Origin of the sequence: Pseudooceanicola antarcticus (assembly GCF_900215355.1) — a bacterium.
Classification (GTDB): Bacteria; Pseudomonadota; Alphaproteobacteria; order Rhodobacterales; family Rhodobacteraceae; genus Pseudooceanicola; species Pseudooceanicola antarcticus.
In genome coordinates this window covers 90,742-106,395 of the sequence record NZ_OBEA01000003.1, presented here as the reverse complement: position 1 = coordinate 106,395, position 15,654 = coordinate 90,742, and the positions used below count along the sequence as shown (strand labels likewise).

Sequence of the window (15,654 nt, the reverse complement as noted above, 5' to 3'; positions counted from 1 at the left end):
TCTTTGGGTACCCGCCCTGAGGCGGGACCCGACTTACTCGACGATCTTCGAGACGACGCCGGAGCCGACGGTACGGCCACCTTCGCGGATAGCGAAGCGCAGACCATCTTCCATGGCGATCGGAGCGATCAGTTCCACGGCGAACTTCAGGTTGTCGCCGGGCATGACCATCTCGGTGCCCTCGGGAAGGGTCACGGTGCCGGTCACGTCGGTGGTCCGGAAGTAGAACTGCGGACGGTAGTTCGCGAAGAACGGCGTGTGACGGCCACCTTCGTCCTTGGTCAGGATGTAGACCTCGGCTTCGAACTTGGTGTGCGGCTTCACGGAACCCGGCTTGCAGAGAACCTGGCCACGCTCAACGCCTTCACGGTCGATGCCGCGCAGCAGGGCGCCGATGTTGTCGCCGGCTTCACCACGGTCCAGCAGCTTGCGGAACATTTCCACACCGGTGCAGGTCGTCTTCTTGGTGTCGCGGATACCAACGATTTCCAGTTCGTCGCCGACGTTCACGACGCCACGCTCGACACGGCCGGTCACAACGGTACCGCGGCCGGAGATCGAGAACACGTCTTCGATCGGCATCAGGAAGGGCTGGTCAACGGCACGTGCCGGCTGCGGGATGTACTCATCCACGGCGGCCATCAGTTCCTTGATCTTGTTCTCGCCGATCTCGGGGTCACGGCCTTCCATTGCGGCCAGAGCCGAACCTGCGATGACGGGGATGTCGTCGCCGGGGAAGTCGTAAGCCGACAGCAGTTCGCGGATTTCCATCTCGACGAGCTCGAGCAGCTCTTCGTCGTCGACCTGGTCAACCTTGTTCATGAACACGACCATGGCGGGGATACCCACCTGGCGGCCCAGCAGGATGTGCTCGCGGGTCTGCGGCATCGGGCCGTCAGCTGCGTTCACAACCAGGATCGCGCCGTCCATCTGGGCAGCACCGGTGATCATGTTCTTCACGTAGTCGGCGTGGCCGGGGCAGTCGACGTGCGCGTAGTGACGGTTCTCGGTCTCGTATTCCACGTGGGCGGTCGAGATGGTGATACCGCGAGCCTTCTCTTCCGGCGCGCCGTCGATCTGGTCGTAGGCGCGGAAGTCACCGAAGTACTTCGTGATCGCCGCCGTCAGCGTCGTCTTGCCGTGGTCAACGTGACCGATCGTGCCGATGTTGCAGTGCGGTTTGCCGCGCTCAAACTTTTCCTTTGCCATCGTCAGGCGCCTCTGTGGTCTAGGGGGCCATTGGCCCGATTTCACTCGGACGGCGATTTATTGGGTCTGATGGGGAAAATCAAGCGTCACTTGGACGGGAAACCGCCGGGATCGCGCCTTTGCAACAAGCCGCCGCCCGCGCCACGGCGCGGCGCGTCATCCGGCCTCCGAGGTGACCACTTCATCGACCGTGTCGACCGCCGCCTCGGCGGGGGCCTCGAGCTCGCCCTCGGGTATCTCCGCGGGCGCCGTCGAGGGCGCCACCATGCCGGCCTGCGGACCCGGCGCGACGCCGAACCATTCGCGGTTGTCCAGCAGCCAGTTCTCGATCTGCTTGGCCGCGTTGCGGGCCAGGTTGTCCATCTGCTCTTCGCGGGTCTGGGTCAGGCCAGAGCCAACCAGCGTGTCCCCCGAGAAGGTTTCCAGCACGGTGAACTGCTTGGGCTCCTCGTTGATCTTCGCGCCCGCAAGGTCATCCCAGACGGTGACGTTGATGATCAGGCCGGACTTCGGCGAGAGCACCAGCGGGATGCCCGGAGGGGCCAGGATATAGCCTTCGACCGAGATCCCGAGGTGGTACATCTTGTCGCCGTCGTAGCGCCCGAAGCGCTCCTGCACGGCGGCCTTCATCACGGTTTCCCATTCCTCGGCGCTCGCCTCGCGCGAGATCGCCACCTTTTTCATCTTCGACGCCACCACGACATTGTGACCGAGGCTGAAGTCGCCGAGATCCGGCAGGGGCTCGTCGAAGTCGTCGGGGTTGGTACAGGCGGAAAGCAGGAACACCGCAGCGAGAAGGCCGGGCAGGAGGCGGAAGGCGGCAAGGCTGCGGAGCATGAATTCCTCGGGAAATCTTTTGTTACCTGAACCGCATAGCCGATCAGGGCTTCATTTTCAATTCACAGGACGGCGGGATCAGCGCGTGGCGCCGGGCACCCAGAGCACATCTGCGCGGCCCCCGTCGTTGGCGATGCGCGACGCGACGAAGAACCAGTCCGACAGGCGGTTGAGGTATTTCACCGTTTCCGGGTTGCAGCCTTCCTCTGCCATCAGCGCCACGGCCAGGCGCTCGGCACGGCGGCAGATGGTGCGGCAGAGGTGCAGCTGCGCAGCAAGGGCAGAGCCTCCGGGCAGCACGAAGCTGCGCAGGGGTTCCAGGTCTGCGTTCATCTCGTCGATCTCGGCTTCCAGCCGTGCCACCTGCGAGGCGATCACCCGCAGCGGCTCGTAGGGGGCCTCGTGGTCCTTCTCCATCGCCGGGCGCGCCAGGTCAGCGCCCAGATCGAAGAGCTCGTTCTGGATGCGCGACAGCGCCGCGTCGATCTCGCCCTCGGCATGCAGGCGCGCCAGCCCGAGGGTGGCGTTGGTCTCGTCCACCGTGCCGTAGGCCTCGACACGCAGAGAGGGCTTGGGCACGCGGGAGCCATCGCCAAGGGCGGTCTCGCCCGCGTCTCCGGTGCGGGTATAGATCTTCGACAGAACGACCATATCAGCCCTGCCCCCTGATCAGCACGAAGCCGAGAATCAGCAGCACCGCGAAGAACTGCGCGATGATCCGCCACTTCATCAGCTTGTTAGAGGTCTTGGCATCCCCGCCCTTGGCGAAGTTGCCGATCCCCATCATCAGGATGATGGCGACGATCAGCACCGCGCCTGCGGCGACGAGGAACAACGGGTCCTGGGCCATGGTGTCTCCTTCCGGGTCTGGGGAAGATGTAGACCCTGGAACCGGGATTGCGAACAGGAAATTCCGTCGCAACCCCCAAGGCTGCCCGTTGGGCCAGCAGGGCCTGCGCGGCGCGCGCCCTCTCTGGCCCCTTTCTCAGGCCCCGGCCAGCATCCGGTCGGCCAGCCGTGCCGGCAGGGCGCGGCGCATGAAGGCGGCGAAATAGGTGGGGGTGGTCACCATGTAGCGGGGCCGCGGGCGGGGATCTTCCAGCGCGCGGATGAGCTTGGCGGTGACGGCCGCGGGCTCGAGCTCGAATCTCGCCTTGCCCTCGTATTTCGGCCCGCGCTTGTAGAGCATGTCGAGCAGGCCCGCGCGGTATTCCTCGGCGCGGTCCGAGGCTTCCCAGTCGACCCATTGCTCGAAGGCGCGGATGGCGTTCTTGCGGAAGTCGGTGCGGATCGGGCCGGGCTCGATCAGGATCGGGTGGATGCCGCTGCCCGCCAGCTCCAGCCGCAGGGTATCCGTCATCCCTTCAAGCGCGAATTTCGACGCATTGTAGGCGCCGCGCCAGGGGGCCGCGACGAGGCCCAGCACCGAAGAGCAATTGACGATCCGCCCGCCGCCCTGCTTCCGCATCACCGGGATCAGCAGCCGGTTCAGCGCATGGGGGCCCATGAAATTGACCTCGAAGAGCGCCCGCATGGCCTCGCGAGAGATATCCTCGGCCGGGCCGGGAATCGCGAAGGCGCCATTGTTGAAGACCGCGTCCAAGGTGCCACCGGTGGCTTCCAGCACCTGCGCCAGCGCGCGCTCGATACTGGCCTGGTCGGCATAGTCGAGGTGCAGGCACTCCAGGCCCTCGGCCTGCAGGCGGGGGATGTCGGCGGGATTGCGGACCGAGGCGAAGACGCGCCAGCCGCGGGCTTTCAGACCAAGGGCGGCGTCATGGCCTATGCCCGAGGAACAGCCGGTGATCAGGATGGATTTGCTCATGCCCCTGCTATGCCCGGCGCGGGCTGGACGGACAAGCGCCGCGCTCCGGGCAGGGCGGCCTGGGCGCGGCGCTGTTGTATCGTTGTTATATCGCGGGGGCGTCAGCGCTTGGCGCTGACCAGCCAGTCGGCCATCCAGCCGGTCTTGCCACCCTGGGGCAGGCGCAGGTGCAGCCAGCCATTGCGCGCTCCGATCACTTCGACCTCGGTGCCGCCGTCGAGGGTGCCCAGCACATCATGGGTGGTACCGGGGCCGGCGCGCAGGTTGACGCGGTTGCCGGTCACCTGTCGCAGGTCGATCTCGGCCTGGGCTTCGGTCCGGGCCTGGGCCTTGGGCGCTGCCGCCACCGAGGCGGGAATCGTGCCAAGCAGCACGGCCTGGCGCTCGTCCGCGCTCAGCGCAAGTTCGGCGCGGGCGGCGGGCTGCATGTCACGCATGGAATGGGGCACCTCGGCCGAAGCCTTCTGCACCGTCGCCACGGCGGGGGTCACCTTGGCAAAGTCGATCCCGTCCAGGATCGGGTCGATCCCGCTGTCGTTCTGACCGGCGATCGAGGCCAGCTGAATGCCCTCGGGCGCTTCCGATGCGGTGGCGCTGGCGACGAAGAAGCCGTCACGGCGCGCGGCCGGGGCCTGCCAGGGTTCGGGGCTGGCAACGACGTAATCCGGCGTATCACGCTGCCATGGCTCGAAATCGGCGCCTCCGCTGGCCTGGTAGAACAGCACGGCAAGCAGGAAAGTGGTGGCAGTCATGAAACGGAACATGGGGTCCTCATTCGGCAGCGCGTTTCTGCGTCTGTCAGGCGGGCTCTCAGCGAGTTTCCGCCGCGACGCGGTGTCACTTCACTAACCACTGGGCGGCGCTTTGGTTCCTTTCCGCCCGCCGGCAAGCTCCCGCTGCGCAGGCGGCGCTTTACCGCCGCCCGGGCTGCGGCTATCACCGCTCCATGAGTGACAAGCCCGAAGATCCCGAGACCGGCCCTGCCGAGACCCTGCTGGCAGAGCCGCTGCGCCGCGCCATTGGCGAGCGCTACCTGACCTATGCGCTTTCGACCATCATGCACCGGGCCCTGCCCGACGCCCGTGACGGTCTGAAGCCGGTCCACCGCCGCATTCTCTACGCCATGCGCGAGCTGAAGCTGGCGCCCAATTCGCGCTTCCGCAAGAGCTCGAAGATCTCGGGCGACGTGATGGGCAACTATCACCCGCATGGCGATACGGCGATCTACGACGCCATGGCCCGCCTGGCGCAGGACTTCAACGTCCGCTACCCGCTGGTCGACGGCCAGGGCAACTTCGGCAATATCGACGGCGACAACCCGGCGGCCTCGCGTTACACCGAGGCCCGGCTGACCGCCGTCGCCGAGGCGATGATGGAAGGCCTCACCGAGGATGCGGTCGACTACCGCGACAATTACGACGGCACGCTGACCGAGCCTGTGGTGCTGCCCGCCTCCTTCCCGAACCTGCTGGCCAATGGCTCTTCGGGGATCGCGGTCGGCATGGCGACCAACATCCCGCCGCACAATATCGTCGAGCTCTGCAACGCCTGTCTGCACCTGATCAAGACGCCCGACGCGCGCGACGACACGCTGCTGCAATACGTGCCGGGCCCCGACTTCCCGACCGGCGGCGTGCTGGTCGAAAGCCCCGAGATGATCGCCAAGTCCTACCGCACCGGCCGCGGCTCCTTCCGCCTGCGCGCCCGCTGGGAGGTCGAAGACCTGGGCCGCGGCCAGTGGCAGGTGGTGGTGACCGAGATCCCCTACCAGGTGCAGAAGTCGAAGCTGGTGGAACGGATCGCCGAGCTGATCCAGACCAAGAAGATCCCGATTCTCGCCGACATCCGCGATGAAAGCGCCGATGACGTGCGCATGGTGCTGGAACCGCGTTCGAAGAACGTCGATCCCGAGCTGCTGATGGGGATGCTGTTCCGCAATTCCGACCTCGAGATTCGCTTCTCGCTCAACATGAACGTGCTGATCGACGGGGTGACGCCGAAGGTCTGCTCGCTGAAGGAAGTGCTGCGCGCCTTCCTCGATCACCGCCGCGAGGTGCTGGAGCGGCGCTCGCGGCACCGGCTGGCCAAGATCGACCACCGGCTGGAAGTGCTGGAAGGCCTCGTCACCGCCTTCCTCAACCTCGACAGGGTGATCGACATCATCCGCTACGACGACGATCCCAAGGCCGCGCTGATGGCCGAGGACTGGTCGAAGAAGCGCGCCCGCTGCCGGGACGAGAAGGATTACGTCAGCCCGCGCGGCGCCGGCGACGAGGGCGAGCTGACCGAGGTCCAGGCCGAGGCCATCCTCAACATGCGCCTGCGCAGCTTGCGGCGCCTGGAAGAGATGGAGCTCCTGCGCGAGCGCGACGCCCTGATGGAAGAGCGCGCCGGACTTGAAGACCTGCTGGCCACGCCCGAGCTGCAGTGGACCCGCATCGCCGAGCAGCTGCGCGAGACCCGCAAGACCTTCGGCAAGGGCTATCCGCGCGGCGAGCGCCTGACCCTGATCGAGGCCGCCGCCGAGGTCGAAGAGGTGCCGCTGGAAGCCATGATCGAGCGCGAGCCGATCACCGTGGTCTGCTCGAAGATGGGCTGGATCCGGGCGATGAAGGGCCACATCGACCTTTCCGCCCAGGACAAGCTGAAGTTCAAGGATGGCGACGAGGGCCGCTTTGCCTTCCACGCCGAGACCACGGACAAGCTGCTGGTTTTCGGCTCGAACGGGCGCTTCTACACCATCCAGGCCTCGAACCTGCCCGGCGGGCGCGGCATGGGCGAGCCGATCCGCCTGATGGTCGACCTGCCCAACGAGGCCGAGATCGTGGTGATGCGCATCCATCGACCGGGCGGCAAGCTGATCGTCGCCTCTTCGGCGGGCGATGGTTTCCTGGTCCCCGAGGACGAGGTGCTGGCCCAGACCCGCTCCGGCAAGCAGGTGCTGAACGTCAAGGAAGGCGTCCGCGCCCTGGTGGCGAAGCCCGTCTGGGGCGATCACGTGGCCTGTGTCGGCGAGAACCGCAAGGTGCTGATCTTCCCGCTGGAAGAGCTGCCCGAGATGACCCGCGGCAAGGGCGTCCGGCTGCAGAAGTACAAGGACGGCGGGCTCTCGGACCTGACCACCATCGTGCTGGCCGATGGCCTCTCCTGGCACGACCCGGCAGGCCGCACCCGTACCGAGGCCGAACTGGCCGAATGGATGGGCAAACGCGCCGGCACCGGCCGCATGGCCCCGCGCGGCTTCCCGAGGGACAATACCTTCACCTGATCCGGGTAGGGTTGGGGGCTCTTCCCAGCCGTCGCCGGAGGCGGCAACTGGGAAGCAAATGGGGGGCTCTGCCCCCGTCTCCGTGCCGGAGACTCCCCCGCAGTATTTTCAGCCATCGGATAGGGATAAGAGGCTCTTGCCCCTATCCGACGGCCCCAAATACTGCCGCCGGAGGCTTCGGCCCCGCAGGGGGCGAAATCCTAGGCCGCCACCAGGCGGCGTGCGGCGGCCCAGAGCGCGACCAGCAGCACCATGGGCAGCACGACCATCCGCAGCAGGAAGATACCCACCAGGGTCAGCGTGGCGGTCAGCAGGTCATCGGCCTGCTCCCAGAAGAAGCGCGCCGCGCCACGGTAGGCGTCCCAGCTTTCGCGCCAGCTCTGATCCTCGAGGGCGACCAGTTTCGCCGCCTCGTCCGAGATCATGTCGAGCGTCGCATTGGCCTCGGCCGCGGCTTCGGCGGTCAGCACGTCGCCGCCCCAGACCCCCAGCACGAAGGCCAGCGGCAGCGCAATGGCGAAGGCGAAGCCCAGGCCGCCGCAGACGCCGCTGAGGCGCCGCAGGGCGCCCGGCGCGCGATGCCAGCCGGTGGCCACCTCGCAGCCGCCTCGGGTCAGCAGGGCCAGCGCCAGCAGGGCGAAGCCCACCGAGGCCACCGGCGCGAGAGAGATCTTCAGCACCCCGGTCAGCACCGCCACGGCGAAGATCGCCGCCGAGACGCGCTCGACCGTGTCGTCCACCGGCTCCAGCCATTTCAGCGGCTGCACCGAGCCCTCGACCACCAGAGAGCCGCCGATCTGCACCTCCTGCGCCGCCGAGAGGAAGGCGTTGATCGCCCGCAGAGAGATATAGGTGGCACCGGCGGCCAGGGCGATCTCGCCCTGGTAGGCCTCGGCGCGCGTCACCAGCGGATTCTGCTTCGGCGTCGCGGCCAGGAAGAGGCAGAGCGCGGCCAGCACGATCGACAGCAGGGAGTTTCGGGCAGAGCGCATCGGGCCCCTTTCAGCCTAGTACATGCCGGGCAGGACCAGGTCGGGCGGACGGTGGCCATCGGCAAAGGTCTTGATATTGATCAGCACCTTCTCGCCCATTTCAACCCGGCCCTCGCGGGTGGCGGAGCCCATGTGGGGCAGAAGCACCACGTTGGGCAGCTCGCGCAGGCGCGGATTGCCGTCGCTTTCAAAGTTCAGCACGTCGAGCCCGGCCCCGGCGACCTCCTTGGCGCGCAGCATGCGGGTCAGGGCATTCTGGTCGATCACCTCGCCGCGCGAGGTGTTCACGATCACCGCCTCGGGCTTCATCAGCTTCAGCCGCCGGGCATTCATCAGGTGATAGGTCGAGGGCGTATGCGGACAGTTGATCGAGATCACATCCATCCGCGCCACCATCTGGTCGAGGCTCTCCCAGTAGCGGGCCTTCAGCTGGGCCTCGGTCTCTTCGCGCAGCCGGCGGCGGTTGTGGTAGTGGACCTGCATGCCGAAAGCGGCGGCGCGACGCGCCACGGCCTGGCCGATCCGGCCCATGCCCAGGATGCCCAGGCGCTTGCCGGCGACGCGGGCGCCCAGCATGGCATCGGGGCTCCAGCCCTCCCAATCCTCGGATTGCATCTGCGCCAGCCCCTCGGGGATGCGGCGCAGCAGGGCCAGGATCAGGGCAATGGTCATGTCGGCGGTGTCATCGGTCACCACGTCGGGGGTGTTGGACACCAGGATGCCGCGCTGGCGGGCGGTGGCCACGTCGATATGGTCGACCCCGGCGCCGAAATTGGCGATCAGGCGCAGGTTCTCGCCGGCCTGGCCAAGCAGCGCCTGGTCGATCCGGTCGCGCAGGTTGGGGATCAGCACATCGGCGACGCGCATCGCCTCCGAGAGCTCCTCGCGGCGCATCGGGCGGTCCGCGGGGCCCCTGTGCAGATCGAAGAGCTCGGCCAGCCGGGCTTCGACCCTGTCGGGCAAGCGTCGCGTGGCGACAACACTCAGGCGGCGAGATGGCATGGGCTGGCTCCTCCGTCTTCCCATCGCGGCAATTCGCAGGCAAAGTGGCGCAAAGCGCTCAGGGGCACAAGAACCCCTGGCGAGGCAGCAACGACACGAGCAGCATCATGACCCAGACGCGCAAGCGCATCCTGGCGCTGGCCCTCTCGTTCTTCGGCATCGCCGGCATCCTTGCCGCAGCCGAGACGCCGGGCTTCGAGGATTCGGACCTGCCGGGCACCGACAGCCCTGCCGTGGCCATCGGCGAGCAGGTTGCCGCCGCCAGTTCCCCCGCCCCCGCACCGGCGGCCGAACAGCCCGCCCGCATCGGGTCGGTCACCCATCTGCCGCTGCCGCGCTTCGTGTCGATGAAGGCCGAAAAGGCCAATATCCGCCGTGGCCCCTCGAAGACCCATCGCATCGACTGGGTCTTCCTGCGCCGCGACATGCCGGTCGAGGTCATCGCCGAATATGGTCACTGGCGGCAGATTCGCGATCACGACGGAATCGGCGGCTGGGTGCACTACGTGCTGCTTTCGGGCAATCGCACGGTGATGGTCCAGGATGACCTGCTGCCGCTGCACTTCCAGCCCTCGAAGGACGCCCGCGTGGTGGCCCAGCTCGAGGCAGGCGTGATCGCCGATCTGGACAAGTGCGAGCCCGACTGGTGCAAGCTTTCGGTCAATGGCTACAAGGGCTGGGCCCCGAAGAGCGCGCTCTGGGGCGTGCGCCCGGACGAGCTGCGCGACTGAGCACCGCAAGACCGTCTCGAGACTTCCTCAAGAGAACCGGCAGCGCACCGGAAAAGGGCGTGAAAGCGCAGGTTTCCGGGCGCCCCGCCCGCCTCATGCCCCGCGCCCGAGCCAGGCTGCCGCGAGGGAATTCAGAGCTCTGGCGGCGATCTCGAAAAAGCGGTGAGGTTTGTGCTGAAAAGGGGTTGAACACCCCCGAAGCTTTCATTAGTTAGCGCGTCACCGTTGGGGTGTAGCCAAGTGGTAAGGCAGCTGTTTTTGGTACAGTGTACCGTAGGTTCGAATCCTACCACCCCAGCCATCTCTCTCTGAAAAGACATGTGATCCGTGGATGCGCCCGTCAGGGCAGCGTCCTCATGTGCCTTGCCCGTGGCAACTCGCGCCTCGACGGAATGCGCCTTGCCGCTCCGGTGCGAGCGCCGAGAGAACAGCGTAAGATCTTGTAATCAAAATCAGATCCCCCGCCCCAGGTCCTTCCGCGCCGCAGAAGAGCGTGGCCTGTCAGGTGCAATCCACCGGCTCCCGGCTCGCCATCCGCCGCAGTCAGGACGAGACATTCCGGTCTAACCGCTATAGCACGGATGGCAGCAGACCGGCCCCGGCCATGGCCCAGAGGGGAATCGCCGGAGTGCGGGCAAAGCGTAAATCAGCCCCGCATATCGGTGCTGCAGAAGGCCAGCTGATAGCCCTCGGCGCGGCAGAGACGGCCCCTAATCTCGGCACCCCCAACCCCCTCCAGCGTGAAGCCCGTCAGATCCGGCGCGAGCGAGATCCGCATCCCGCGCAGCTCAGGCACAAGGCCGCCTGCGCCGGCCATCGCCTTGGCCCCGGCCTCCTTCGAGGCCAGCGCAGCCACGGCCCTTCCCCCGCGCATCTCCCGAGTACCAAGGATCTCTTCGGGGCGCAGGAACAGGGGCCATATCTCGGGCTCGGGGTGATCTTCTGGGGCAACAATGTCGAGACCCGTAGCCGCAGCCAGAGAGACCGGCGCGATAACCGCCATGGCGAAGCCCCCGCTATGACTTATCGCCCCGCAGAAGCCCCGAGGCCAAAGCGGTGCCCCGGAGGGCAGGCGCGGGATGGCAAGGGAGGGCGCTCCGACCGAACCAAGGGCGATTCGCGCCGCCTCGCGGCCTGCAGCGAATTCCCTCAGGCGCGACGGCGCTGCCTCGGGCAGGGTCTCGGTCGGAAAGAGTGGATAGTCCCGGTCGATCGCGACGCAGCCCTGGGCCATCCCCTCCGGCAACAACGCCCCGAGCGCCTCGGCCAGGGCGCCTGCCCTCATGCCATGCTCTTCCGTGCCCAGGCCCGTTCCAGGTCCTTCAGCGTCGGTTCGCGCGGGAACCGACGATTGGCCAGCTCCATCACGCGCTCGAAGAGAGAGGCATCCGAAGGGCTCAGGAGGGCGCGGATGGCTTCGCGGAAATGCGCCAGCTCGGCCCCTTCGGAAGAGAGCAGCTCAAGCAGCGTCTCGGCAAACTCACTGTCTGAAAGCGTACCGTCGTGGCGTGAAACCAGCAGGCGCAGGAGGCCGATCTCTACCGGGTCTTCGTCCAGCAGCGCCGGGTCCAGCATGATGCGCATGACGCGATCCGGCCGCCTGCGGCGCAGCCAGCGACGCACCCGGCGGAAGACGGCTCCCGGCGAAGTGGAGGCCAGCAGATCCAGGACTTTCTCGTCCAGGGCATCGGCCAGCTCGGGCTCGGCCACGAGATGCAGCGCGTCTATCAGCGTCAGCACCCTGGCGACACTGGCCTGCCGTGGCTGGCGCAGACACTGCTCGGCCTCCCGCACCAGCACCTCATGGTCACGCATGGTCTCTGCCAGCCAGAGCAGGTAGCTCTGCACCGGCGCGATCGCGCGGCGGCTCTCCGGCAGGGCCAGAAGCTGCGCCTTGGCGGCAGCAAAGTCGCCCCTGCGCGCCGCTTGTCCGGCGGCGGTCAGCATGGCCAGGTCGGCGTCGCTCCAGGCCGCGTTCAGCACCCGCTCGGGCTGCCAGCTGTCCGAGAGCAGATCGACGACGATCTTCGCCATAAGTCCTCCTCCATCCTTGTTGGGGAGGGCAGCGTGGAAGGTACTGACCGGATAGATCGCCACGCCACCGCGCGCCAGGATAGCCCATTCCTCGGGTGAGCCATGGGCCGGGGTGGGGAAGCTGCGGGTGGCGAAGACGAACCGGATCGGCGTCTCGATGGGGCGCAGGTCATGGGCCAGCCGCATATGATGCAGCGACTCGGTCAGATTTTCCCCCGCGGGGCCGGGCGCGGCCACCTTCGGAAAAAGCGTGCAGCCGGGGTCCAGCATGAGAAGCTGCGAGGGCGGCATCCCGGCCTTTTCCAGCGCGGCTGTGACCACACCGGCCATGAAGCCCGCCATCGAGAAGCCCAAAAGGATCGGCCCCTCTTGCAGGCCGCGCGCGCGGTGCCACTCCATGATGTCCCGGGCAAAGAGCGTGGCAACGGCCTCGACGCTTTCGGGCACGGTGTCGTCGGGGATCTGCAAGCCCAGGATCGGATGCTCGATCTCGGGTATCTTCTTGAGCGCCGCGAAGGCCCATCCGGGCTGTCCAACGACGCCCGGCAGACAGATCAAGGGCACCGCCCCCGCGGGCCCCGACCTCAGCTGGTTCAGGTAGCGATACTCACGCTCTTCCGCGGGGGCGCGGCCCGCCTGGGCCAGCCGCGCTTCCAGCGCGCCAAGGGTGGGGCTCTGCAGGAACTCATGCAGGGTCACCGAAAGGTCCAGCTGGCGCGCGAGCCGGGCAAGGAAGCGCATGGCCAAGACCGAATGGCCACCCGAATTGAAGAAGTCATCCTCGGCCCTGGCGCTGGTCAGGCCCAGCATCTCGCACCAGAGGGCGCGAAGGCCGGGATCGCCGGTCTCGTCCTTTACCTCGGCCTGCCCGGCAGCGGATTGGTCGCGCTCTGCCAGGGCCTTGCGGTCGATCTTGCCGCTCTGGTTCAGGGGCAGCCCCTCGGGATGGAAGACCAGGCGGGTCGGATGCATCGAGCGCGGAAGGGATTGGGCCAGCGCGGCGCGCAGGCGGCTCTCCAGCACCTGGGCGTCGATATCGGAGCGCTCGCTGTCATAGGCCCCCAACAGGCCGCTCACCGCGCCACCATCCTTGCCAAGCTGCGGGATGACGGCAGCCAGACGGACGCCGGGCACCTGCTGCATCACCGCTTCGATCTCGGCCGGGTCGATCCGGTTGCCGTTGAACTTCACCTGGCTGTCGATCCGCCCGTGGAATTCGATCACCTGCCCCCTGGCGTCCCAGCGGGCCTTGTCTCCGGTACGGTAGAGCCTCACCGGTGGGCCCTCGGGCAGGCCCAGTTCCTCGGGGCGGAACATGCGGAAGCGCGCCTCGGTCAGGGCCGCGTCCCCGTCGTAGCCAAGCGCCAGGCCCGGCCCGCCGATCCAGAGCTCGCCCAGGAAGCCATCGGGCTGCAGCGACAGGTTGGCGTCCAGCACGAAGGCCAGGTTGCCGGGCAGCGGCTGGCCGATGGGAAGGCTGCTGACCGCGCCATCCTCGAACGGGCGCAGGCGGTAGCCGGTGGTCAGCGCGCCGTTCTCGGTCGGGCCATAGACATTGGAGAGCGGCGTCTCTGGATAATGCGCCATGAAGGCCGCCACGTGGCGGATCGAGGCCGCCTCTCCGCCAATCGTCACTTCCCGCAACCCGGCGAAGGCCGCAGGCTCTTCATCGACCAGCAGGTTGAAGATCGAGGTGGTGATGAACTGATGGGTGATCCCGTTGTCGCGCAGGAAGGCGGCGTAGGCGGGCACGGAATTGAGCGGCCCCACCGGGCAGACCAGCGCCGCGCCGTTCAGCAGCGCGCCCCAGAGCTCGATGAACATGCCGTCGAAGCCGGGCGAGGCCAGCTGGCCCAGCCGGTCGCCCGGTCCGGGGCGCAGCGGGAAGCAGCCGGGGATCAGCCGGGCAATGGCGCTGCGCGGCACCACCACGCCCTTGGGCACGCCGGTGGAGCCGGAGGTATAGATGACATAGGCCGGTGCCTCGGGCGGCACGGCAACGGGCGTGACGGGCTCGGTCAGCGTCCCGGTCTCGGGCAGCTCGCGTTGCGCCACCGTCCCGGCGCAGAGCTTCTGCATCCGTTCAGTCTGGCGCCCGCCCGTGGTCAGCAGCAGCTTGCACCCCGCGCGCGAGATCACCTGCGCGATGCGGGCATCGGGATAGCTGACGTCGATCGGCACGATGACCAGCCCGGCCAGAAGCGCCGCAAGATGGGTCAGCGCCAGTTCCGGGCCATGATCGAGCGCGATGGCCAGGCGGTCGCCGGCCCGCAGCCCCGCGCTTTCGCCAAACCAGCTCGCCAACCCGCAGGCGGCGCGCTCCAGCGCGGTGTAGTCCAGGCTCTGCGACCCGCCGGTCACCGCCAGCCCCTGCGGGTTGGTCTTCACCACGGCGGCGAAAAGGGCAGCGGGATCGAGCTCCGCGCCCGTCTCCAGCTCATTGCGGCCACGCGCGGCGATGGCGCGCCGGGTCTCGTCGGACAGCGGCAGGCTGCCCGGAGCCTCGCTGCTGTCCGGGCTGACACCGGCAAGGATGCCCTGCCAGGCGCCCATGATGGCCTCGAGATCATCGAGAGAGAAAAGCCCCGTGCGACCGCGCAGCAGCACTTCCATGCCCTCGGGCCGTTCACGCAGGCTGGCAGCAAACTCCATCAGGACGCTGTCTGCCGGCAGGGTGACGAGGCTTGCCTCGATGCCCTCGATCTCGGGAAGGTCCCGCTCCTGCAGATAGCGCACGATGCTGGCCGAGAAATGCAGGTGGGTCTGCTGCCCCCGCCCCTCGCGCAGGTCCTTCAGGCGCTGGCTGAAGCCACGCGCCAACTCGGTGACCGGAAGATCGGGCGCGATTTCCTGCGTGATGCCGATGTAGTCGACCCAATTGCCGACCAACTCCATGGCGCTTTCATTGGCCCGCGTCGAGACGCCGATGCCCAGGCCGACCTCGGGGACCATGCAGTAGCGCGACAGCGCCACCTGCAGCCCCGCCGCCATCAGGCAGAAAAGCGAAACCCCGGTGGCATGGGCGCAGGCGCGCAGGCGCGCGATCTCATCGGTGGGCAGGCGGGTCTGGAACTGGACACTGACTCCGGCGCGGTCCGGGCTGGCGGCGCCATAGACCGTCCGGCCCGGCCAGGGCAGCGCGGCCGAGGCGGGGTTGGCGACGACCTTGATCTCGGGCGTGCGCTGCGGCGCCTCGCGCGCGGACTGGGCGCGTGCGAACTCGGGCGCATGGGCCTGCCCCTTGAGGGCGGCAGAGTAGCAGCGTCCGAAATCACGCATCAACAGGGAAACGGTGATGTCATCGGCGCAGATATGGTGGATCTGAAGCATCAGCACCCAGTGCCCTTGCTCCAGCTTGAGCACCCGCATCGCCATGGCGGGCGCGCGCTTCAGCTCGATCCTCAGCCCGACGACACGGATCAGCCAGCTGCTCAGCGCGGCCTCCAGGTCAGGGCAGTCGGCCGGCAATTCCTCGATGAAGACCGGCACCGTTGCGGGATCGGCATAAAGCTTGCAGGGCTCGCCCTCCTCCTCGCCGATCCGTACGCGGGTTTCCGGGTGGCATTCGGCAAGGTCGGCCACGGCGCGGCGCAAAGCATCCTCGTCCAGCGGCCCGTTCATCCGCACCGCATGGGACACCAGCGCATGGCTGCCCTCGGGCGCGGCCTGGTCGGCCAGCCAGATATCCAGTTCGTCCTTGTTGAGCCTGATCACACGCTCGAAGCCGTTCGGTTGGGAGGCAGAGCGGGACATGAC

12 protein-coding genes and 1 tRNA gene are annotated in these 15,654 nt (G+C 67.5%); 3 read left to right on the top strand and 10 right to left on the bottom strand.

All coding sequences use genetic code 11. The features are described 5' to 3' along the window. Window positions 1–33: 33 nt before the first annotated feature. The 6 genes from tuf to CRO50_RS08360 form a co-directional block, all read right to left on the bottom strand. Window positions 34–1,209, bottom strand: coding sequence for an elongation factor Tu (tuf, locus tag CRO50_RS08385; RefSeq protein ID WP_097145459.1), 1,176 nt, complete (start codon window positions 1,207–1,209; stop codon window positions 34–36). A gap of 156 nt (window positions 1,210–1,365) precedes the next feature. Continuing rightward, window positions 1,366–2,046 (bottom strand): hypothetical protein, encoded by a 681-nt coding sequence (locus tag CRO50_RS08380; RefSeq protein WP_097145458.1) that lies wholly within the window; start codon window positions 2,044–2,046, stop codon window positions 1,366–1,368. A 78-nt stretch (window positions 2,047–2,124) separates the two neighbouring features. Continuing rightward, a complete protein-coding gene (locus tag CRO50_RS08375) occupies window positions 2,125–2,697 on the bottom strand; it encodes a cob(I)yrinic acid a,c-diamide adenosyltransferase (RefSeq protein WP_097145457.1) in 573 nt (190 codons plus the stop codon). Window position 2,698: 1 nt separating this feature from the next. Further along, window positions 2,699–2,896, bottom strand: coding sequence for a twin transmembrane helix small protein (locus CRO50_RS08370; RefSeq protein WP_097145456.1), 198 nt, complete (start codon window positions 2,894–2,896; stop codon window positions 2,699–2,701). A 135-nt stretch (window positions 2,897–3,031) separates the two neighbouring features. Then, window positions 3,032–3,871, bottom strand: a complete 840-nt coding sequence (locus tag CRO50_RS08365) for an SDR family NAD(P)-dependent oxidoreductase (protein ID WP_097145455.1) — start codon at window positions 3,869–3,871, stop codon at window positions 3,032–3,034. Window positions 3,872–3,972: 101 nt separating this feature from the next. Beyond that, window positions 3,973–4,635, bottom strand: a complete 663-nt coding sequence (locus CRO50_RS08360) for an SH3 domain-containing protein (protein WP_097145454.1) — start codon at window positions 4,633–4,635, stop codon at window positions 3,973–3,975. A gap of 182 nt (window positions 4,636–4,817) precedes the next feature. On the opposite strand from CRO50_RS08360, the gene CRO50_RS08355 reads away from it, so the two are divergent. Further along, complete coding sequence (locus tag CRO50_RS08355) at window positions 4,818–7,139, top strand: DNA topoisomerase IV subunit A (RefSeq protein WP_097145453.1); 2,322 nt, start codon at window positions 4,818–4,820, stop codon at window positions 7,137–7,139. 200 nt (window positions 7,140–7,339) lie between these two features. On the opposite strand, the gene CRO50_RS08350 is transcribed toward CRO50_RS08355, so the two are convergent. Together CRO50_RS08350 and CRO50_RS08345 are read right to left on the bottom strand one after the other, a co-directional pair. Beyond that, window positions 7,340–8,131 (bottom strand): hypothetical protein, encoded by a 792-nt coding sequence (locus CRO50_RS08350; protein WP_097145452.1) that lies wholly within the window; start codon window positions 8,129–8,131, stop codon window positions 7,340–7,342. Between the two features lie 15 nt (window positions 8,132–8,146). Further along, window positions 8,147–9,133: a 2-hydroxyacid dehydrogenase gene (locus CRO50_RS08345; RefSeq protein ID WP_097145451.1), complete on the bottom strand. Its 987-nt coding sequence runs from the start codon at window positions 9,131–9,133 to the stop codon at window positions 8,147–8,149. A 107-nt stretch (window positions 9,134–9,240) separates the two neighbouring features. Here CRO50_RS08345 and CRO50_RS08340 point away from each other — a divergent pair, with 107 nt between their 5' ends. Both CRO50_RS08340 and CRO50_RS08335 read left to right on the top strand, forming a co-directional pair. Beyond that, the gene (locus CRO50_RS08340) at window positions 9,241–9,864 is read left to right on the top strand and encodes an SH3 domain-containing protein (protein WP_097145450.1); all 624 of its coding nucleotides are present in this window, start codon (window positions 9,241–9,243) and stop codon (window positions 9,862–9,864) included. 226 nt (window positions 9,865–10,090) lie between these two features. Further along, a tRNA-Gln gene (locus CRO50_RS08335) sits at window positions 10,091–10,165 on the top strand. Window positions 10,166–10,510: 345 nt separating this feature from the next. Here CRO50_RS08335 and CRO50_RS08330 read toward each other — a convergent pair. Both CRO50_RS08330 and CRO50_RS08325 read right to left on the bottom strand, forming a co-directional pair. After that, window positions 10,511–11,149, bottom strand: coding sequence for a hypothetical protein (locus CRO50_RS08330; RefSeq protein ID WP_097145449.1), 639 nt, complete (start codon window positions 11,147–11,149; stop codon window positions 10,511–10,513). Next, a complete protein-coding gene (locus CRO50_RS08325; protein WP_097145448.1) occupies window positions 11,146–15,651 on the bottom strand; it encodes a non-ribosomal peptide synthetase in 4,506 nt (1,501 codons plus the stop codon). The genes CRO50_RS08330 and CRO50_RS08325 overlap by 4 nt, the downstream gene beginning before the upstream one ends. Between the last annotated feature and the right edge of the window lie 3 nt (window positions 15,652–15,654).